The sequence below is a fragment of the Pseudomonas sp. AC255 genome (assembly GCF_979258175.1).
Map to the genome: position 1 here is coordinate 3,856,389 of NZ_OZ409841.1, position 20,773 is coordinate 3,877,161.

Below are 20,773 nucleotides of genomic sequence, written 5' to 3' on the forward strand. Positions count from 1 at the left end.
TGGTATATCGCGATCCAACGATTTAAAGTTCGCTCCATCGCGATATATCGCTACTGCCACCACGAGCCCAAGCCATGAACCTCGACCTCGACGAAATAATAAAAGCCCTGGCGCACCCAGTACGGCGAGACATCCTCAACTGGCTGAAAGACCCGAAAGGCGAATTCCCCGAGCAGTTGCACAACCACGAATACGGTATTTGCGCCGGGCAGATAGATCAGCGTTGCGGCCTGTCGCAATCGACCGTGTCGGCCCACCTGGCGACGTTGCAACGGGCCGGGCTGATCAGCAGCCAGAAGGCCGGGCAGTGGCATTTCTTCAAACGTAACGAGGACGTCATCCAGGCGTTTCTCAGCACCCTCAGTAAAGAGCTCTGACCCTTAACGTCAGCCAGCCGACAAGGAAACCTGCATGCCCCTTTCGCTTCTCATCCTCGCCCTGAGCGCCTTCGCCATCGGCACCACCGAGTTCGTCATCATGGGCCTGCTGCCCGACGTGGCGGCGGATCTCGGTGTGTCGATTCCCGGCGCCGGCTGGCTGGTCACCGGTTACGCCCTGGGCGTGGCCATCGGTGCACCGTTCATGGCGCTGGCCACCGCGAAGCTGCCGCGCAAGGCCGCGCTGGTGGCGTTGATGGGCATCTTCATTGTCGGCAACCTGCTCTGCGCCATCGCCAGTGACTACAATGTGCTGATGTTTGCCCGGGTCGTCACCGCTTTGTGCCACGGTGCGTTCTTCGGCATCGGCTCGGTGGTGGCGGCCAATCTGGTCGCGCCCAACAAACGTGCCTCGGCAGTAGCCTTGATGTTCACCGGTCTGACCCTGGCCAACGTGCTCGGCGTACCGCTGGGCACCGCATTGGGTCAGGAAGCCGGCTGGCGTTCGACCTTCTGGGCGGTGACCGTCATCGGTGTGATCGCGCTGATCGGCCTGATCCGCTTTCTGCCGGCCAAGCGTGACGAAGAGAAACTCGACATGCGCGCCGAACTCGCCGCCCTCAAGGGCGCCGGCATCTGGCTGTCGCTGAGCATGACCGCGCTGTTCGCCGCCTCGGTCTTCACCCTGTTCACCTACGTTGCGCCGCTGCTCGGCGAAGTCACTGGCGTGTCGCCGCGTGGCGTGACCTGGACACTGATGCTCATCGGTCTGGGCCTGACGGTCGGCAACATCATCGGCGGCAAACTCGCCGACAAAGGCATGGCCGCCACGCTGATCGGCGTGTTCATCGCCATGGCCGTGGTGTCCACGGTGTTGAGCTGGACCAGCGTTGCGCTGATCCCGACCGAGATCACCCTGTTCCTCTGGGCCACCGCGTGTTTCGCCGCTGTGCCGGCGCTGCAAGTCAACGTGGTGACCTTCGGCAAGGCTGCGCCGAACCTGGTTTCGACCCTGAACATCGGCGCTTTCAACGTCGGCAACGCCCTTGGCGCCTGGGTCGGCGGCAGCGTCATCGCCCACGGCTACGGCCTGACCAGCGTGCCACTGGCTGCCGCCGCGCTGGCTGTACTGGCCCTGCTGGTAACCCTGATTACCTTCCGCCAGAACGGCAATGCCGAGCTGGCCCCTGCTTCCAACTGATCAACTTCCTTTATTAAAGAGAGGCTTTTAGACATGGCGACTATTTTCGACCCGATCAAACTCGGCGACATCGAGCTGAACAACCGCATCATCATGGCCCCGCTGACCCGCTGCCGCGCCGACGAAGGCCGTGTGCCGAACGCGCTGATGGCCGAATACTACGTACAACGCGCCTCGGCTGGCCTGATCCTCAGCGAAGCCACTTCGGTAACGCCGATGGGCGTCGGCTACCCGGACACCCCGGGCATCTGGTCCAACGATCAAGTGCGTGGCTGGGCCAACGTGACCAAGGCGATTCACGGCGCCGGCGGCAAGATCTTCCTGCAACTGTGGCACGTTGGCCGCATTTCTCACCCTTCGTACCTGAATGGTGAAGCACCGGTTGCGCCAAGCGCCATCCAGCCAAAGGGCCACGTCAGCCTGGTGCGTCCGCTGGCCGACTACCCAACGCCGCGCGCGCTGGAAACCGCTGAAATCGCCGACATCGTCGACGCCTACCGCACCGGTGCCGAGAACGCCAAGGCCGCCGGTTTCGACGGCGTGGAAATCCACGGTGCCAACGGCTACCTGCTCGACCAGTTCCTGCAAAGCAGCACCAACCAGCGCACCGACCAGTACGGCGGCTCGCTGGAAAACCGTGCGCGCCTGCTGCTGGAAGTGACCGACGCCGCGATCGAAGTCTGGGGCGCTGGCCGCGTTGGTGTGCACCTGGCACCGCGTGCCGACTCCCATGACATGGGCGATGACAACCTTGCCGAGACCTTCACCTACGTCGCCCGTGAACTGGGCAAGCGTGGCATCGCGTTCATCTGCTCGCGCGAAAAAGAAGGCGCCGACAGCCTCGGCCCGCAACTGAAAGAAGCCTTCGGTGGCCCGTACATCGCCAACGAGAAGTTCACCAAGGAAAGCGCCAACGAGTGGCTGGCCAGCGGTAAGGCAGACGCCGTAGCGTTCGGCGTGCCGTTCATTGCCAACCCGGACCTGCCGGCACGTTTGCAGGCTGATGCGCCGCTGAACGAGCCGCATCCGGAGACTTTCTACGGCAAGGGTCCGGTCGGCTACATCGACTATCCGACCTTGTAATCAGGCTGTAGCGCAGAAATGAAAAAGCCCCTGACTTTTGAGAGTCAGGGGCTTTTTGCTATTGGCGCAGGACAAGCGCAAGCAAACACCGTTTAACAACAGCGACACAATTTCCCTACAAAATCTGCGACTCGCTACGTTTAAACTCCCCGCCGCGATGATCAGCCATGGCGGCTGATTGACATCCTGCCGGGCAATTGCGCATTTTGTTTCATTTGCGCAGGCTTGGGCTCAGGCGCAGCATGTCCAGCCCGGTGTCGACCCAGCGTTCAGCCTCGGCGTGCAGCTCGAAGCTGTCCGGGGCCAGCAGCCAGCCGTACAGCAGGCCGTCGATGTAGGCATGAATGCTGATGGCCGCGCGGGCAGTGTCGAGGTCTTCCGGCAACTGGCCGCGATTCACCGCATTACGCAGGGTCAGGCCGATGCGCAGGTTGCAATCGAGACTGGCCGTCCGGCGCTGCTGGCGCAGATCGCACATTTCATCGGTGAATTCGCACTTATGAAACAGAATTTCGTTGATGCGCCGGGTTTTCGGGTCCAGTGCAACTTGATGAAACAAATGAATCAGCAACTGCCGCATGCAGCCCAGCGGGTCCGGTTCGTCCTCGCTTTCGCTGGCCTTGGCCAGTTCATCCAGCGGTTCGTGCAGGCTGTCGAGCATGGCCTGGACCAGATCGGCCTTGTTGCTGAAATGCCAGTAGATGGCGCCACGCGTCACGCCGGCGAGGGTCGCGATGTCCGCCAGGGTGGTGCGGGCAACCCCCTTTCATAGAAGGCTTTCTCGGCCGCTTCCAGAATCTGGCTGCGGGTTTCCTGAGCTTCCTCTTTGGTACGACGGACCATGGCAGTAAAACCTCAAACAGGATGTTTCAGGGATGGCTGAATATCCGCTGAATAAAGAGGGGGCGATCTCTCGTGAATCGACTCCCCGGCCTACAATTTCAAACCTTGCGACGACTTTTGTATCAGGGTGGGTACGCGGCGCAGGTGTTTACAAACAACCATGAACGTAAGTATATTACTTAGCAAGCTACTTATCCACCCGGTGCCCGACTTTTACTCTTTCACACTTCTTGTGCGCTTCTTGCGCGCCTGACCCGAGGATCTTCATGCAATTCAAGCCAGCTGTTACCGCTCTGGTCACTGCCGTCGCCCTGGCATCGCTGCTCAGCGGATGTAAAAAGGAAGAAGCGGCCCCTGCCGCTCCGCCCCCTCAGGTCGGCGTCGTCACCCTGCAACCACAAGCCTTTACCCTGACCTCGGAACTTCCGGGCCGCACCAGTGCGTTCCGCATCGCTGAAGTTCGCCCGCAGGTCAACGGCATCATTCTCAAGCGTCTGTTCAAGGAAGGCGCCGACGTCAAAGCCGGTCAGCAGCTTTATCAGATCGATCCGTCGGTCTATGAAGCGACGCTGAAAAGTGCCGAAGCCAACCTGCGTTCGACCAAGTCGATTTCCGACCGCTACAAGCAACTGGTCGACGAACAAGCCGTGAGCCGTCAGGAATACGACACCGCACTGGCCAACCGCCTGCAATCGGAAGCATCGTTGCAGAGCGCGCAGATCAACGTGCGTTACACCAAGGTCTATGCGCCGATCTCCGGCCGTATCGGCCGCTCTTCGGTGACCGAAGGCGCACTGGTCAGCAATGGCCAGGCCGATGCAATGGCAGTGATTCAGCAGCTCGATCCGATCTACGTCGACGTCACCCAGTCGTCGGTGGAACTGCTGGAACTGCGCCGCGAACTGGAAAGTGGCCGTCTGCAGAAGGCTGGCGACAACGCCGCTGCGGTCAAGCTGACCCTGGAAGACGGCAGCCAGTACAAGCTCGACGGCAAGCTGGAATTCTCCGAAGTCTCGGTTGACCAGACCACCGGCTCGGTGACCCTGCGCGCCGTGTTCCCCAACCCCGATCACACCCTGCTGCCAGGCATGTTCGTCCACGCCCAGTTGCAGGCCGGCGTCAACAGCGCAGCGATCCTCGCGCCACAGCAAGGCGTGACCCGCGACCTCAAAGGCACCCCGACCGCACTGGTCGTCGGCGCCGACAACAAGGTCGAACTGCGTCAGCTCAAGGCCAGCCGCACCGTCGGCAGCCAGTGGCTGATCGAAGACGGCCTGAAAGCCGGCGATCGTCTGATCACCGAAGGGCTGCAGTACGTCAAACCGGGCGTCGAGGTCAAAGCGACCGAAGCGACTAACGTCGGCACCAAGAACCCGGCCCCCGCACAGGCAGCTGACAAAGCCGCCGGCGGCAAAGGGGAGTAACCCATGTCAAAATTCTTCATCGACCGTCCGATTTTCGCCTGGGTAATCGCCCTGGTGATCATGCTGGTCGGGGCACTTTCGATCCTGAAATTGCCAATCAACCAATACCCGAGCATCGCGCCGCCGGCCATTGCGATCCAGGTGACCTACCCGGGCGCGTCCGCACAAACCGTGCAGGACACCGTGGTACAGGTCATCGAGCAACAGCTCAACGGTATCGACAACCTGCGTTATGTATCGTCGGAAAGTAACTCCGACGGCAGCATGACCATCACCGCGACCTTCGAGCAAGGCACCAACTCCGACACCGCGCAGGTCCAGGTCCAGAACAAGCTGAACCTGGCCACCCCGCTGCTGCCGCAGGAAGTGCAGCAACAGGGTATCCGCGTGACCAAGGCAGTGAAGAACTTCCTGCTGGTGATCGGCGTGGTGTCGCGTGACGGCAGCATGAGCAAGGACGACCTGTCCAACTACATCGTGTCGAACATGCAGGACCCGATCTCGCGCACCGCCGGTGTCGGTGACTTCCAGGTCTTCGGTGCGCAGTATGCGATGCGTATCTGGCTCGACCCGGCCAAGTTGAACAACTTCAACCTGACCCCGGTCGACGTGAAGAACGCCATTGCTGCGCAGAACGTCCAGGTGTCGTCCGGTCAGCTCGGTGGCTTGCCTGCCGTGCAGGGCCAGCAACTGAACGCGACGATCATCGGCAAGACCCGTCTGCAGACCGCTGAGCAGTTCAAGGAAATCCTGCTCAAGGTCAACAAGGACGGCTCGCAAGTTCGCCTCAAAGACGTGGCTGAAGTCGGCCTCGGCGGCGAGAACTACGCGATCAGCGCCCAGTTCAACGGCAGCCCGGCTTCCGGTCTGGCGGTGAAACTGGCCAACGGCGCCAACGCCCTCGATACCGCCAAAGCGCTGCGCAACACCATCGACAGCCTCAAGCCGTTCTTCCCGCAAGGCATGGAAGTGGTGTTCCCGTACGACACCACTCCGGTGGTGACCGAGTCGATCAAAGGCGTGGTGCACACTCTGGTCGAAGCGATCGCGCTGGTGTTCCTGGTGATGTTCCTGTTCCTGCAGAACTTCCGCGCCACCGTCATCACCACGATGACCGTGCCGGTGGTACTGCTCGGTACGTTCGGCATCCTCGCCGCCGCCGGTTTCAGCATCAACACCCTGACCATGTTCGGCATGGTGCTGGCCATCGGTCTGCTGGTGGACGATGCCATCGTCGTGGTGGAAAACGTCGAGCGGGTGATGAGCGAAGAAGGCTTGTCACCGAAGGAAGCGACGAAGAAATCCATGGGCCAGATCCAGGGCGCACTGGTCGGTATCGCCCTCGTACTCTCGGCGGTACTGCTGCCGATGGCATTCTTCAGCGGCTCGACTGGTGTGATCTACAAGCAGTTCTCGATCACCATCGTGTCGGCCATGGCCCTGTCGGTACTGGTTGCCCTGATCTTCACCCCGGCGCTGTGCGCGACCATGCTCAAGCCGATTCCGAAAGGCGAGCACGGTACTCCGAAGAAAGGTTTCTTCGGCTGGTTCAACCGCAACTTCGACCGTGGCGTGCGCAGCTACGAGCGCGGCGTCGGCAACATGCTGACCCGCAAGGCGCCGTACCTGCTGGCGTATCTGCTGATCGTCGTGGGCATGATCTGGCTGTTCACCCGCATCCCGACCGCGTTCCTGCCGGAAGAAGACCAGGGCGTACTGTTCGCACAGGTGCAGACCCCGGCCGGTTCCAGTGCCCAGCGCACGCAGGTGGTCGTGGATGAAATGCGTGAGTACCTGCTGCGTCCGAACAAGGACGGCGGTGAAGCGGACGCGGTGGCTTCGGTGTTCACCGTGACCGGCTTCAACTTCGCCGGCCGTGGGCAGAGCTCGGGTATGGCGTTCATCATGCTCAAGCCGTGGGGCGAGCGTAACGCCGACAACAGCGTGTTCAAGCTCGCCGCGCGTGCCCAGCAACACTTCTTCAGCTTCCGCGACGCGATGGTGTTTGCCTTCGCCCCGCCAGCGGTTCTGGAATTGGGTAACGCCACCGGTTTCGACGTGTTCCTGCAAGACCGTGCCGGTATCGGTCACGAAAAGCTGATGGAAGCGCGCAACCAATTCCTCGGCATGGCGGCGCAAAGCAAGGTGCTGACCCAGGTGCGTCCGAACGGCCTGAACGATGAGCCGCAGTTCGAGCTGGAAATCGACGACGAGAAGGCCAGTGCCCTCGGCATCACCATCAGCGATATCAACAACACCCTGTCGATCGCGCTGGGCAGTAGCTACGTCAACGACTTCATCGACCGTGGTCGGGTGAAGAAAGTCTACGTGCAGGGCCAGCCGGATTCGCGCATGAGCCCCGAAGACCTGAAGAAGTGGTACGTGCGCAACGCCGAAGGCACCATGGTTCCGTTCTCGGCGTTCGCCAAGGGTGAGTGGGTCTACGGTTCGCCGAAACTGGCGCGTTACAACGGTGTGGAAGCGGTCGAAGTCCTCGGGGCTCCGGCGCCGGGCTACTCCACCGGTGAAGCGATGGCTGAAGTCGAAGCGATTGCCAAGAAGCTGCCGTCCGGTGTCGGTATCTCCTGGACCGGTCTGTCCTACGAGGAACGTCTGTCCGGCTCGCAAGCGCCAGCGCTGTACGCCCTGTCGCTGCTGATGGTGTTCCTGTGTCTGGCGGCGCTGTATGAGAGCTGGTCGATTCCGATCGCGGTCATGCTCGTGGTACCGCTGGGGGTCATCGGTGCACTGATGGCTACCAGCCTGCGCGGTCTGTCCAACGACGTGTACTTCCAGGTGGGCTTGTTGACGACCATCGGTCTGGCGGCTAAAAACGCCATTCTGATCGTCGAATTCGCCAAGGAACTGCATGAACAGGGACGCAGCCTGCGTGAAGCGGCAATCGAAGCCTGCCGCATGCGTCTGCGCCCGATCATCATGACCTCGCTGGCCTTCGTTCTCGGTGTGGTGCCGCTGGCGATTTCCACCGGCGCCGGTTCAGGCAGTCAGCACGCGATCGGTACCGGCGTGATTGGCGGTATGCTCACGGCCACGATCCTGGCGATCTTCTGGGTCCCACTGTTCTTCGTTACTGTGTCGTCCATCGGTCAGCGTAAAAAGACCGACGCGGATGAGACTACTGAAACTCCTAAAGAGGCTGGCCAATGAGCAAGTCGCTACTCTCCATCGCAGTCGCCGCCTTCGTGCTGAGCGGTTGCTCGCTGATACCTGACTATCAGCAGCCTGAGGCTCCGGTCGCAGGCCAGTACCCGCAGGGGCCGGCATATTCGCCGGCCCAGGCTCCGGCGCAAGCCGCTGCCGAACAGGGCTGGAAGCAGTTTTTCCATGACCCGGCACTGCAACAGCTGATCCAGGTCGCCCTGGAAAACAACCGCGACCTGCGTGTCGCGGCGCTGAACATCGACGCTTACGCGGCGCAGTACCGCATCCAGCGCGCCGACCTGTTCCCGGCAGTGTCGGCCAATGCCGCCGGCAGCCGCCAGCGTCTGCCGGCCCGTGCCTCGCAGACCGGCGAGTCGATGATCAGCAGCTCCTACTCGGCTACCGTCGGCGTCAGCGCCTACGAACTCGACCTGTTCGGTCGGGTGCGCAGCCTGAGCGAGCAAGCGTTGCAACAGTACTTCGCTACTGAAGAAGCACGCCGCAGTACGCAGATCAGTCTGGTTGCCAGCGTCGCCAATGCTTACCTGACCTGGCAAGCGGACAAGGAACTGCTCAAGCTGACGCAGGACACCCTCGGTGCCTTCGAAGAAAGCTACAAGCTGACCAGCCGCAGCAACGAAGTCGGTGTGGCTTCGGCGCTGGACCTGGCGCAATCGCGCACTTCCGTGGAAAACGCCCGGGCACAATTGGCGCGTTATACCCGCCAGGTCGCGCAGGACGAAAACAGCCTGACCCTGCTGCTCGGCACCGGTATCCCGGCCAATCTGCAAGCTGCCAAACCGCTGTCTGATGATCTGCTCAGCGACGTACCGGCCGGTCTGCCTTCGGACCTGCTGCAACGTCGTCCGGACATCCTCCAGGCCGAGTACAACCTGAAGGCGGCCAACGCCAATATCGGCGCGGCCCGTGCAGCGTTCTTCCCGAGCATCAGCCTGACCGCCAACGCGGGCAGCCTGAGCCCGGATCTGTCCGGCCTGTTCAAGGGCGGTTCGGGGACGTGGCTGTTCCAGCCGCAGATCAACCTGCCGATCTTCAACGCCGGCAGCCTGCGCGCCAGCCTCGACTACGCCAAGATCCAGAAGGACATTGGCGTGGCGAACTACGAGAAGTCCATCCAGACCGCCTTCCAGGAAGTCGCCGACGGCCTCGCCGCCCGCCAGACCTACACCGAGCAGTTGCAAGCGCAGCGTGACTTCGTGCAGGCCAACCAGGATTACTACCGCTTGGCCGAACGTCGCTATCGCATCGGCGTCGACAGCAACCTGACCTTCCTCGATGCCCAGCGTCAGTTGTTCAGCGCACAACAAGCGCTGATCACCGACCGCCTCGCGCAGTTGACCAGTGCGGTCAACCTGTACAAGGCCCTGGGCGGTGGCTGGAATGCGCAGACCGCGCAGAACGATGCGCTGAAAGAAGAAGCGCCGAAGATGAAGCTGTTCTGATCATCATCGGCTGAATACAAGGAGCCCACCGATTGGTGGGCTTTTTGTTGCCTGAGAATCAAAAGATCGCAGCCTTCGGCAGCTCCTACATTTGAAATGCGTTGCCCTGTAGGAGCTGCCGAAGGCTGCGATCTTTTGATCTTCAATGCTGTTCGATAATCGCCCAAAACCCGCTTTTCCCAATTGAATCCAAACATCCGCCCCCCGCACCATTCGCTCCACAAAACCAATAACAACAGGTTCGACACCATGCTCCCGCGCCCTGCCCCGTCCGGCTGATTGCCATCGTTTCACCCCTGAATACTTTCCAGGTCTGCACCCCGAAAACCGGCCGCAGCGCAGCCGTTCGCCCTAAAAAACAAGAGAGACCCAAGTCCATGACAGTTTTCCCTGTGCCCTACGCATTGCCCGCTGTGATCGCCCTGGCCATCGCCGGTCTGGCCCTGCCGGCAAGCGCCGAAGAAGCCGGCTTCATCGAAGGCGCCAAGGTCAACCTCAACCTGCGCAACTTCTATATCAACCGCAATTTCACCAACCCGACCAAAACCCAGGGCAAGGCTGAAGAATGGACGCAGAGTTTCATCCTCGACGCCAAATCCGGCTTTACCCAAGGCACCGTCGGTTTCGGCATGGACGTACTCGGGCTGTATTCGATCAAGCTCGATGGCGGTAAAGGCACGGGCGGCACGCAGTTGTTGCCGCTGGACCATGACGGCCGCCCGGCGGACAACTTCGGTCGCACCAACGTCGCCTTCAAGGCAAGACTTTCGCAGACCGAGGTGAAGGTCGGCGAGTGGATGCCGGTATTGCCGATTCTGCGTTCGGACGACGGTCGCTCGCTGCCGCAAACCTTCCGTGGCGGCCAGATCACCTCCAAGGAAATCGCCGGCCTGACCCTCTATGGCGGCCAGTTCCGCGCCAACAGCCCGCGCGACGACAGCAGCATGAGCGACATGTCGATGACCGGCAAAGCCGCGTTCACCTCTGACCGTTTCAACTTCCAGGGCGGCGAATACCTGTTCAACGACAAGCGCACACAGATCGGCTTATGGAATGCGCAACTCAAGGACATCTACAGCCAGCAGTACCTCAACGTACTGCACAGTCAGCCGCTCGGCGACTGGACGCTGGGCGCCAACCTCGGCTTTTTCTACGGCAAGGAAGATGGCAGCGCGCGTGCCGGCGATCTGGACAACAAGACCTGGTACGGGATGTTTTCGGCCAAGTACGGCGGCAACACGTTCTACCTCGGCCTGCAAAAACTCACCGGCGACAGCGCCTGGATGCGCGTCAACGGCACCAGTGGCGGCACCCTGGCCAACGACAGCTACAACGCCAGTTATGACAACGCTCAGGAACGCTCCTGGCAGTTGCGTCACGACTACAACTTCGCCGCCATGGGCATCCCCGGCCTGACCCTGATGAACCGCTACATCAGCGGCGACAACGTGCACACCGGGACGATCACCGACGGCAAGGAATGGGGTCGCGAATCGGAACTCGGTTACACGTTGCAGAGCGGGACTTTGAAGGATTTGAACGTCAGATGGCGCAACTCGACCATGCGCCGCGACTTCAGCAACAACGAGTTCGACGAGAACCGATTGATCGTCAGCTACCCGATCAGCCTGCTTTAACCAAACATGCTCCACTGTGGGAGCGAGCCTGCTCGCGAAAGCGCTGCTTCAGTCGACATCTGTGTCGAATATGAAATGGCCTTCGCGAGCAGGCTCGCTCCCACATTTGATTCCCATCACAGATGCATGCCATTGGTCAGGCCATGTAGCGCTTTTGCGGGCGGCGGTTACAGTGAGCAAACCTGAAGGACTCAGGTGCTCCAACCCTTCACGCTTCCGTTTCGTAGTCGGTCTCCAGCTGTGCACCAGGTTGTCATCGGAAGACACCATTTGATCACCGGAGGATCACCTCATGATCACACGCCGCACCACTGCGCCCGATTGGGACGCCAAGGCGTACCAGCAGTTTTCCCGTCTCAGACAACGTCCGGTCAACGAATTGCTCGACCGCGTCGACCTGCACAACCCGCAACGCATTTACGACCTCGGCTGCGGCACCGGCATTGCCACGCAGTTGTTGGCCAAACGCTGGCCGCGCGCGCAGTTGCAGGGCGTCGACAGCTCCGCGCAGATGCTCGATGAGGCACGCTGCCTGCCGATCCGGGCGTTGTGGAAACATTGCGACCTGCTTGATTGGCAACCTGAGCAACCGGCGGATCTGCTGTTCGCAGCCGCCGTGCTGCACTTTATCGAAGGCCATGAAAAACTGCTGCCGCGCCTGCTCGGTTATCTGAATCCCGGCGGCTGTCTGGCGGCGCACATGCCGGACTGGCGCGATGCGCTGTGGTATCGGCTGATGCTCGATACCCTCGAAAACGGCGGCCCCGGTGGCACACCACTGGGCACGCCTGAACTGCGCCAGCGCATGGCGGCGCGGCCGTTATTGGCACTGGAGGATTACTATCGGTTGCTCGCGCCCATGACTACGTCGCTGGATATCTGGGAGACCGAGCAGTTGCAGGTGGTTGACGGCAAGTCGCCGGTGTATGACTGGGTGAAGGTCTCGGCGCTGCGGCCGGTGATGCAGGCGTTGAGTTCAGCGGAACAGGCGCGGTTTATCTATCACTACCTGATGCGGGTGCATGAGCATTATCCGCAGGAGGGGGATGGGCATACGTTGTTTGCATTCAAGCGAATATTTATTGTCGCCAGGGTGTGATTCGTTACGGCCGCTACCGCTTTCGCGAGCAGGCTCGCTCCCACAGGGAAATGCATTCCAATGTGGGAGCGAGCCTGCTCGCGAAGGCGATGGCTCAGGCAACATCAATCCCGGGATTCGACTCCCAACTCATCCCACACCGATTCCGCCAAATGAAACGTCGCGTTCGCCGCCGGTATGCCGCAGTAGATCGCGCTCTGCATGATCACTTCCTTGATCTCGCCCCGGCTCACACCATTATTGGCCGCCGCGCGCAGGTGCAGTTTCAGTTCGCCCTCGCGGTTCATGCCGATCAGCATGGCGATGGTGATCAGGCTGCGGGTATGGCGGGGCAGGCCCGGACGCGTCCAGATGTCGCCCCAGGCATGGCGGGTGATCATCTCCTGGAATTCCGAGTTGAACTCGGTCAGGGTGGTCAGGCTGCGATCGACGTGGGCATCGCCCAGCACCGCGCGGCGGACTTGCATGCCTTCGTCGTAACGTTGTTTCTCGTCCACAAAATCTTCCTCACTGAGCCTGCAAAAACGCCAGCACACGGTCGCTGAAATCGGCGCCGGCCTGCACGTTGGACAAATGCGCCGCATGGAACTCGGCGTACTCGGCGTCGCGCACATGGTCGCGAATGAAGTGCCCGCCGGACGGCGGCGTCACCGCATCTTCGCTGCCGGCAATCACCAGCAACGGCACGTTGATCGAAGCCAGTTGTTCACGAAAATCGGCATCTCGCACGGCCGCGCAGTTGGCCGCATAACCTTGTGGATTGGTCGCGGCGAGCATGTCGGTAATCTTCTTCGCCGCCTCGGGATGCGCTGCGGAAAAGTCTGGGGTGAACCAGCGCGCAATCGAGGCATCCCGCAATGCGACCATCGCCGCCGGGCCGTCACGCAACACGGTTTCGATGCGTGGATTCCATACCGAGGGGTCGCCGATTTTTGCTGCGGTGTTGCACACGATCAGTCTGTGCAGACGATGCCCGGCATTGATCCCCAGCCACTGTCCGATCAGCCCGCCCATCGACAGCCCGCAGAAATGCGCGCGCTCGATGTGCAGCGCATCGAGCAGACCGAGTACGTCATGGCCCAATTGCTCGATGCTGTACGGCCCTTCGGTGACCAGCGATTGCCCATGGCCGCGCGTGTCGAAACGCAGCACGCGGTAATGCTCGGCGAACGCCGGCATTTGCGCGTCCCACATGTGCAGGTCGGTGCCCAGCGAGTTGGACAGCACCAGCACCGGCGCAGCGGCCGGGCCTTCTATTTGATAGTGCAGTTCGCCATCGGCGAGTTGAACGAAAGCCACAGCCCTCTCCTTCAGACAGTCAAAGCGTTGTGTTCGGCCACCGCGCGCTCGACCCAGACTTGCGCCTGGCCAAGGTAATGCGCGGGGTTGAGAAGATCATCGAGTTCAGCGCCACTGAGTTCGGCGGTGACTTGCGGCTCGTCAGCGAGCACCGCACGCAGATGGCGCTGCTCGGCCACTGCGCGTTTGCAGCATTGTTCGAGCAGATGATGCGCGGTGTCGCGGCCGACGCGTTGGGCGAGGACGATGCTCACCGCTTCGGCCAGCACCAGGCCTTGAGTCAGTTCGAGGTTGCGGGCCATGCGCGCCGCGTCGACTTCCAGACCGTCGGCCAGCAAACGCGCCTGTTGCAGCGAACCGGACACCAGGCAGCAGATCTCCGGCAAGGTTTCCCATTCGGCGTGCCACAAACCGAGGCTGCGTTCGTGCTCCTGCTGCATCGCGCTGAACAGCGTCGACACCAGCCCCGGCACCCGCGTTGCCGCGCCGATCAGCACCGCCGCGCCGACCGGGTTGCGTTTGTGCGGCATGGTCGACGAGCCGCCCTTGCCCGGTGCCGCTGGCTCAAAAACTTCCGCTGCTTCGGTCTGCATCAACAGGCTGATGTCGCGGCCGAATTTGCCGAGGCTGCCGGCGATCAGGCCAAGCACAGCGCCGAATTCGACGATGCGATCACGCTGGGTGTGCCACGGTTGCTCGGGCAGGGTCAGTTGCAGTTCCTCGGCCAAGGCTTCGGCAATCGGCAACGCCTGTGCCCCCAGCGCCGCGAGCGTGCCGGAGGCGCCACCGAATTGCAGCACCAGCAGCCGTGGCTTCAGTTGTTGCAGACGCTGACGGCTGCGCGTGACGGCACCCAGCCATCCGGCGATTTTCATCCCGAGGGTCACTGGCGTCGCGTGTTGCAGCCAGGTGCGACCGGCCAGTGGCGTGGTGGCGAAACGTTGTGCCTGAGTGGCGAGCGAGTCGGCCAGTTGTGCCAGTTGGTTTTCGATCAGCGCCAGCGCCTGGCGTAATTGCAGGACCAGCCCGGAATCCATCACGTCCTGACTGGTCGCGCCCAGATGCACATAGCGCTCGGCTTCGGCATCGCTCGAGGCGATCTGCTTGCCCAAGGCCTTGACCAGCGGAATCGCTGAATTGCCGGCCGTGGCAATCGCCTCGCCCAGCGCTGCGAAGTCATACAGACCGGCGTCGCACGCTGCGGCAATCGGCGCCACAGCGGATAAAGGAATCAGCCCGACCCGCGCCTCGGCCCGGGCCAGCGCCGCTTCGAAATCGAGCATCGCCTGCACCCGGCCCTGATCGCAGAACACTTCGCGCATATCGCGGGCGGTGAAGTAGGCATCGAACAATTGATTGCCCGGTCGCTGAGTCATAAACAGTCCTTGCCGGCGCGGGCCTCGCAGCCCGCGCACATGGGTTTACAGATCGTGGTGCAGATACTTCGCCTGCTTGGGCAAACGCAGGCTGAACAGGAAAGCCACCGCCATCATCGCCGTGACGTACCAGTAGAAGGCGTTTTCCATGCCGCCAGCCTTGAGGCTCAAGGCAACGAATTCCGCCGAACCGCCGAAGATTGCATTCGCCACCGCGTAAGCCAGGCCGACACCAAGCGCGCGGACTTCCGGCGGGAACATCTCGGCTTTTACCAGACCGCTGATCGAGGTGTAGAAGCTCACAATCGCCAACGCCAGGGTGATCAGCACGAAGGCGAGGAACGGGCTGCTGATACTTTTCAGGCTGAGCAGAATCGGCACGGTGAACAGCGTGCCGAGGGCGCCGAACCAGAGCATCGAGTTCCGTCGGCCGATCTTGTCGGCAAGCATGCCGAACAACGGCTGCATGCACATATACAGGAACAGCGCGCCGGTCATGATGTAGCTGGCGGTCTTGGCATGCATCCCGGCGGTGTTCACCAGGTATTTCTGCATGTAGGTGGTGAAGGTGTAGAAAATCAGCGAGCCGCCAGCGGTGTAGCCGAGCACGGTGATGAACGCCGCTTTGTGATCGCGGAACAGTGCAGTGATGCTGCCGGCGTCTTTATGCGCACGGGTTTCCTTATTGGTGGTTTCCTTCAGCGAACGACGCAGGAACAGCGAAATCAGCGCCGCCACCGCACCGACCACGAACGGAATCCGCCAACCGTAGGCACGCAGGTCTTCTTCAGTGAGGAACTGTTGCAGCACCACCACCAGCGACACCGCCAGCAGTTGTCCGCCAATCAGCGTCACGTACTGGAACGAAGCGAAGAATCCGCGCTGGCCCTTGAGCGCGACTTCGCTCATGTAAGTCGCGGTGGTGCCGTACTCGCCGCCCACCGACAGACCTTGCAGCAAACGCGCGAACAGCAACAGCACCGGCGCCCAGACGCCGATGTCCTTGTAGGTCGGCAGACAGGCGATCAGCAACGAGCCGAAGCACATCATCAGAATCGAGATGAGCATCGAGTTCTTGCGCCCGTGCTTGTCAGCGACCCGGCCGAAAATCCAGCCACCAATCGGCCGCATCAGGAACCCGGCGGCGAACACGCCAGCAGTGTTGACCAGTTGCACGGTGGGGTTATCGGAAGGGAAGAACGCCGGGGCAAAATAGATCGCGCAGAAGGCGTAGACGTAGAAGTCGAACCACTCGACTAGATTGCCGGAGGAAGCGCCGACGATGGCGAAGATGCGCTTGCTGCGCTCTTCGCCGGTGTAGTGAGAGGTGGTGGTTGTCATTGTTTTTTCACTCGATAGGGACAGTCACAGTCTAGACATACTTTGCAACAGTCCCGTTCCACATCGGATCATCACTCAAGTCTGGATCAGCCTTTGTGGCGAGGGGATTTATCCCCGCTCGAGTGCGAAGCACTCGCAAATCAGATACACGCGGTTCATCTGAATACCGCGCCGACTGGTTTTGGGGCTGCTTCGCAGCCCAGCGGGGATAAATCCCCTCACCACAGGGACTCTGTCCTGCAGGGGATTTGGGGTGTTCTCTCAATAATCGAAGAACACCGTCTCGGCATCGGTGCCCTGCAGGACCACATTCCACTGGTACACACCCGACGCATCCGCCTTGGCCAGCAACGTCTGGCGACGCTCCGCCGGCACGCACTCGAGCAACGGGTCAGCAACGTTTGCCGGTTCGCCCTCGAAATAAATCCGCGTCAGCAAATGCTTGACCAGACCACGGGCAAACACCAGCACCACCAGATGCGGCGCCTGGGTCGAGCCTTTCAACCCCGGCACGGTGCCCGGTTTGATCGTGGTGAAACGGAAGCGCCCTTCGGCGTCCACCGGTACCCGGCCGAAGCCTTCGAAATTCGGGTCGAGCGGTTTGTCCTGCTGATCTTCCGGGTGGTCGTACTTGCCGGCGGCGTTGGCCTGCCAGACTTCGAGCATGGCGTCGTTGACGACATCGCCATTGCCATCCACCACTTGGCCGGTGATTGCCACGCGCTCGCCGAGGGTCAGCTCGTTGGCCAGGTTTTCGCGGTTCAGCCAGGTCAGGCCGATGTGGTAATACGGCCCGACGGTGTGGGACGTGGTCGCATAGAGCGTCATCTTATTTCTCCATCGGCGTGGCTTCACGGCCGCGCAGCACGATGTCCCAGCGGTAACCGAGGGCGTAGGACGGAATGGTTTTTTCCAGATCGAAACTGGCGATCAGGCGTTCCTTGGCCGAAGTGTCCGGCACGCAGTTGTAGATCGGGTCATACGCCAGCAGCGGGTCGCCGGGGAAGTACATCTGCGTGACCAGACGCGTAAGAATGCTCGGCCCAAACAGGGAAAAATGGATGTGCGCCGGGCGCCAGGCGTTGTGGTGGTTGCCCCACGGATAGGCGCCGGGCTTGATGGTCTGGAACTGGTACCAGCCATCGGCATCGGTGACGGTGCGGCCGGTGCCGGTGAAGTTCGGGTCCAGCGGCGCGTCGTGCAGGTCGCGGGCATGGTTGTAACGACCGGCGGCATTGGCCTGCCAGATCTCCACCAGAATTCCCGGCACCGGCAGGCCGTCTTCGTCGAGCACGCGGCCGTGAATGATGATGCGCTCGCCCAACGGCTCGCCGTCGTGCTGCGCGGTCAGGTCATTGTCCTTCTCGGCAACGTGTTCGGCACCGATGGTCGGCCCGGTGATTTCCGACAACGAGTGCGGCAGGTGCACCAACGGCTTGGACGGCGAGCGCAGGTTGGTGGATTGATACGTCGGGTGCAGGTAGTCAGGCTGAGTGCCTGCCTGTGGGCGACGGTAACCAGGCTTGTCAGTCATTTCGCTTTCCTCAGTTCTTGTAAGTGCCGCAGCGCGTCAGACACGTTCGATGGCCAGGGCCAGACCCTGGCCAACACCGACGCACATGGTCGCCAGACCTTTCTTGCCGCCAGTCTTTTCCAGATGATGCAGGGCCGTCAGCACCAGCCGCGCACCGCTCATACCCAACGGATGACCGAGGGCAATCGCGCCGCCATTCGGGTTGACCTGCGGCGCGTCATCCGCCAGCCCCAGTTCACGCAGTACCGCCAGAGCTTGGCTGGCAAACGCTTCGTTGAGTTCGATCACGTCGAAATCGCTGACCACCACGCCGAGGCGCTCGGTCAGTTTGCGCACCGCCGGCACCGGGCCGATGCCCATCACCCGTGGTGCGACGCCGGCGCTGGCCATGCCGAGCACTTTTGCGCGAGCAGTCAGGCCGTGTTTTTTCACCGCTTCGGCTGACGCCAGAATCAGCGCAGCAGCACCATCGTTGACCCCGGAGGCATTGCCGGCGGTGACGGTTTTGTCCGCGCCGTTGACCGGTTTCAACTTGGTCAACGCTTCAATCGTGGTATCGGCGCGCGGATGTTCGTCCTGGCTGACCACGGTTTCGCCCTTCTTGTGGGCAATCCGTACTTCAACAATTTCTTCGGCGAAGTAACCGGCGGCCTGCGCGGCGGCGGTACGTTGCTGACTGCGCAGGGCAAAGGCGTCCTGATCTGCGCGCGAGACCTTATAGTCGTCGGCGACGTTGTCAGCAGTTTGTGGCATGGCATCGACGCCGTACTGCGCCTTCATCAGCGGGTTGATGAAACGCCAGCCGATGGTGGTGTCTTCCAGTTTCATGTTGCGCGAAAACGCCGCGTCGGCCTTGCCCATCACGAACGGCGCGCGGGACATCGATTCGACGCCACCGGCAATCGCCAGCTCCATTTCGCCGCTGGCGATCGCACGGAATGCAGTACCGATCGCGTCCATGCCCGAAGCGCAGAGGCGATTGAGCGTAACGCCGGGCACGCTGTCCGGCAGGCCGGCGAGCAGCAATGCCATGCGTGCGACGTTGCGGTTGTCTTCGCCGGCCTGATTGGCGCAGCCGAGGAACACCTCATCGACGGCATTCCAGTCCACCGATGGATTGCGCTCCATCAGGGCCTTGATCGGCACGGCGGCCAGGTCGTCGGCGCGCACGGCGGACAATGCGCCACCGAAGCGGCCAATGGGGGTGCGAATCGCGTCGCAGATATACACGTCACGCATCATGCTTCTCCCGGTGCCTGACCGTGGGCGGCAGCGGTGCGCGCTTCAAGATCACGCAGCGCCGTCAGCTCGACTTCGGTCGGCTCAGCGGTGGTTTCAACGGAGTCGGCAAAACGAATCGCCCAACCGGTGGCGCCGACCACTTGCTCGCGGCTCACGCCCGGATGCAACGCGGTGACCACGAACTCGTGGGTGCCCTCCTCCGGTTCCATGATGCACAGGTCGGTGATGATGCCCACCGGCCCGGCGCCCGGCAGGCCGAGACGTTTACGCGAATCGCCACCTTCGCCGTGACCGACCGAGGTGATGAAGTCGAGTTTGTCGACAAACGAACGCGCCGACTGTTTAAGGATGATCAGCACGCTTTTCGCCGAACCGGCAATCTCCGGCGCGCCACCGGCACCCGGCAGGCGCACTTTCGGCGCGTGGTAGTCGCCGACTACGGTGGTGTTGATGTTGCCGAAACGGTCGACCTGCGCGGCGCCGAGGAAGCCAACGTCGATGCGCCCGCCCTGCAACCAATAGCGAAAAATCTCACCGGTCGGCACCACGGTGTCGGCGGTCTCGGCCAGCTCACCGTCACCGATGGACAGCGGCAGTACGCTCGGCTTAGCGCCAATCGGGCCGGATTCGTAAATCAGCACCACGTCCGGCGATGAAGTCAGGCGCGCGAGGTTGGCGGCTTTCGATGGCAGGCCGATGCCGACGAAGCATACCGAGCCGTTCTTCAGGCGCCGGGCCGCCGCGACGGTCATCATTTCATTGGTGGTGTAAGTCATTACTTGGCCTCCGAAGCAGCGGCCAATTTGGCCTGGAATTCGCTGAAGTCAGCGCAGCCATGGATGTATTCGTTGATCCACGCGGTAAACGTCTCACGGTCGCGAGCGATCGGGTCCCACGCCTGATAGAAACGATTGTCACGCTCGGTGTAACCGTGGGCGTAGGACGGATGCGCGCCGCCCGGCACGTGACAGACCGCACTCAAGGCCCAGGTCGGCAGTACGCAAGCGTTCATCGGTGCGTTGAGGTCGTCGACGATTTCTTCCACGGTGACGATGCAGCGTTTGGCGGCCAGCGCGGCTTCTTTCTGCACACCGAGAATGCCCCAGAGCAACACGTTGCCCTTGCGGTCGGCTTTCTGCGCGTGAATCACGGTGACGTCCGGGCGCACCGATGGCACTGCCGCCAGCACTTCGCCGGTGAACGGGCAGGTCACGGTTTTGATCAGCGGATTGACCTTCGGCAGGTCGGAGCCGGCGTAGGCACGCAGCACCGCGAACGGCAGGCCGGACGCGCCGGCGACGTAAGCGTTGGCAAGGTCGGCGTGGCTGTGTTCTTCAATTTCCAGCGCGTGCGGCCACTGCTTTTCGACCGCGTCACGCAAACGGTGCAGCGAACCAACACCCGGGTTGCCGCCCCAGGAGAAAATCAGTTTGCGCGCGCAACCGGCGCCGATCAGTTGGTCGTAGATCAGGTCAGGCGTCATCCGCACCAGCGTCAGATCTTTCTTGCCTTGACGAATGATTTCATGACCCGCTGCCGTAGGGATCAGGTGAGTGAAGCCTTCGAGGGCGACGGTATCGCCGTCGTTGACGAATTGCTTCACCGCGTCGTGCAGCGAAAGGATCTCAGCCATGGAGCGGGCTCCTGTTCTTGTAAGGAATCGCCAGTGATAAAAAGGCGCGAGGTTCAGCG

17 protein-coding genes and 1 pseudogene are annotated in these 20,773 nt (G+C 61.7%); 8 read left to right on the forward strand and 10 right to left on the reverse strand.

All coding sequences use genetic code 11. The features are described 5' to 3' along the window. The first annotated feature begins 74 nt into the window (after positions 1–74). From ACZZ0K_RS17545 to ACZZ0K_RS17555, 3 genes are read left to right on the forward strand one after another with little or no spacing between them, the layout of a single operon-like run. Positions 75–377 carry an ArsR/SmtB family transcription factor gene (locus ACZZ0K_RS17545; RefSeq protein ID WP_016771327.1) on the forward strand — a complete coding sequence of 101 codons (303 nt, stop codon included), beginning with the start codon at positions 75–77 and terminating at the stop codon, positions 375–377. A 34-nt stretch (positions 378–411) separates the two neighbouring features. Beyond that, positions 412–1,578, forward strand: coding sequence for an MFS transporter (locus tag ACZZ0K_RS17550; RefSeq protein ID WP_016771328.1), 1,167 nt, complete (start codon positions 412–414; stop codon positions 1,576–1,578). Positions 1,579–1,611: 33 nt separating this feature from the next. Beyond that, a complete protein-coding gene (locus ACZZ0K_RS17555; RefSeq protein ID WP_016771329.1) occupies positions 1,612–2,661 on the forward strand; it encodes an alkene reductase in 1,050 nt (349 codons plus the stop codon). A gap of 211 nt (positions 2,662–2,872) precedes the next feature. On the opposite strand, the pseudogene emhR reads toward ACZZ0K_RS17555, so the two are convergent. Next, a pseudogene (emhR, locus tag ACZZ0K_RS17560) lies at positions 2,873–3,504 on the reverse strand (efflux system transcriptional repressor EmhR). 266 nt (positions 3,505–3,770) lie between these two features. Between emhR and emhA the strand changes: the two are divergent. The 5 genes from emhA to ACZZ0K_RS17585 all read left to right on the forward strand — a co-directional run bounded on the left by emhA (position 3,771) and on the right by ACZZ0K_RS17585 (position 12,289). Continuing rightward, complete coding sequence (gene emhA, locus ACZZ0K_RS17565) at positions 3,771–4,928, forward strand: efflux RND transporter periplasmic adaptor subunit EmhA (RefSeq protein WP_258707714.1); 1,158 nt, start codon at positions 3,771–3,773, stop codon at positions 4,926–4,928. Between the two features lie 3 nt (positions 4,929–4,931). Then, the gene (emhB, locus tag ACZZ0K_RS17570; protein ID WP_463559242.1) at positions 4,932–8,096 is read left to right on the forward strand and encodes an efflux RND transporter permease subunit EmhB; all 3,165 of its coding nucleotides are present in this window, start codon (positions 4,932–4,934) and stop codon (positions 8,094–8,096) included. Then, positions 8,093–9,553 (forward strand): efflux RND transporter outer membrane subunit EmhC, encoded by a 1,461-nt coding sequence (gene emhC / locus ACZZ0K_RS17575; protein WP_258707712.1) that lies wholly within the window; start codon positions 8,093–8,095, stop codon positions 9,551–9,553. Before emhB ends, emhC begins: the two co-directional genes overlap by 4 nt. A 377-nt stretch (positions 9,554–9,930) precedes the next feature. Further along, entirely contained in the window at positions 9,931–11,190 is a 1,260-nt protein-coding gene (locus tag ACZZ0K_RS17580; protein WP_258707711.1) for an OprD family porin, read from the forward strand. Between the two features lie 292 nt (positions 11,191–11,482). Then, a complete protein-coding gene (locus tag ACZZ0K_RS17585; protein ID WP_252879564.1) occupies positions 11,483–12,289 on the forward strand; it encodes a methyltransferase domain-containing protein in 807 nt (268 codons plus the stop codon). A 104-nt stretch (positions 12,290–12,393) separates the two neighbouring features. On the opposite strand, the gene pcaC is transcribed toward ACZZ0K_RS17585, so the two are convergent. From pcaC to ACZZ0K_RS17630, 9 genes are all read right to left on the reverse strand, one after another. Then, positions 12,394–12,786 (reverse strand): 4-carboxymuconolactone decarboxylase, encoded by a 393-nt coding sequence (pcaC, locus tag ACZZ0K_RS17590; protein ID WP_024011942.1) that lies wholly within the window; start codon positions 12,784–12,786, stop codon positions 12,394–12,396. 10 nt (positions 12,787–12,796) lie between these two features. Further along, positions 12,797–13,588: a 3-oxoadipate enol-lactonase gene (gene pcaD, locus ACZZ0K_RS17595; protein ID WP_252879563.1), complete on the reverse strand. Its 792-nt coding sequence runs from the start codon at positions 13,586–13,588 to the stop codon at positions 12,797–12,799. Between the two features lie 11 nt (positions 13,589–13,599). Continuing rightward, on the reverse strand, positions 13,600–14,964 hold the full coding sequence (locus ACZZ0K_RS17600; RefSeq protein WP_258707710.1) for a 3-carboxy-cis,cis-muconate cycloisomerase: 1,365 nt from the start codon (positions 14,962–14,964) through the stop codon (positions 13,600–13,602). Positions 14,965–15,009: 45 nt separating this feature from the next. Next, a complete protein-coding gene (locus ACZZ0K_RS17605; RefSeq protein ID WP_041478914.1) occupies positions 15,010–16,305 on the reverse strand; it encodes an MFS family transporter in 1,296 nt (431 codons plus the stop codon). A gap of 261 nt (positions 16,306–16,566) precedes the next feature. After that, positions 16,567–17,133: a protocatechuate 3,4-dioxygenase subunit alpha gene (pcaG, locus tag ACZZ0K_RS17610; RefSeq protein ID WP_258707709.1), complete on the reverse strand. Its 567-nt coding sequence runs from the start codon at positions 17,131–17,133 to the stop codon at positions 16,567–16,569. A gap of 1 nt (position 17,134) precedes the next feature. Then, a complete protein-coding gene (gene pcaH, locus ACZZ0K_RS17615; RefSeq protein ID WP_041478916.1) occupies positions 17,135–17,839 on the reverse strand; it encodes a protocatechuate 3,4-dioxygenase subunit beta in 705 nt (234 codons plus the stop codon). A gap of 36 nt (positions 17,840–17,875) precedes the next feature. After that, complete coding sequence (pcaF, locus tag ACZZ0K_RS17620) at positions 17,876–19,081, reverse strand: 3-oxoadipyl-CoA thiolase (RefSeq protein ID WP_258707708.1); 1,206 nt, start codon at positions 19,079–19,081, stop codon at positions 17,876–17,878. Beyond that, positions 19,078–19,857: a CoA-transferase subunit beta gene (locus tag ACZZ0K_RS17625; protein ID WP_258707707.1), complete on the reverse strand. Its 780-nt coding sequence runs from the start codon at positions 19,855–19,857 to the stop codon at positions 19,078–19,080. Before ACZZ0K_RS17625 ends, pcaF begins: the two co-directional genes overlap by 4 nt. Beyond that, the gene (locus ACZZ0K_RS17630) at positions 19,857–20,714 is read right to left on the reverse strand and encodes a CoA transferase subunit A (RefSeq protein ID WP_024011937.1); all 858 of its coding nucleotides are present in this window, start codon (positions 20,712–20,714) and stop codon (positions 19,857–19,859) included. Before ACZZ0K_RS17630 ends, ACZZ0K_RS17625 begins: the two co-directional genes overlap by 1 nt. Positions 20,715–20,773 lie beyond the last annotated feature (59 nt).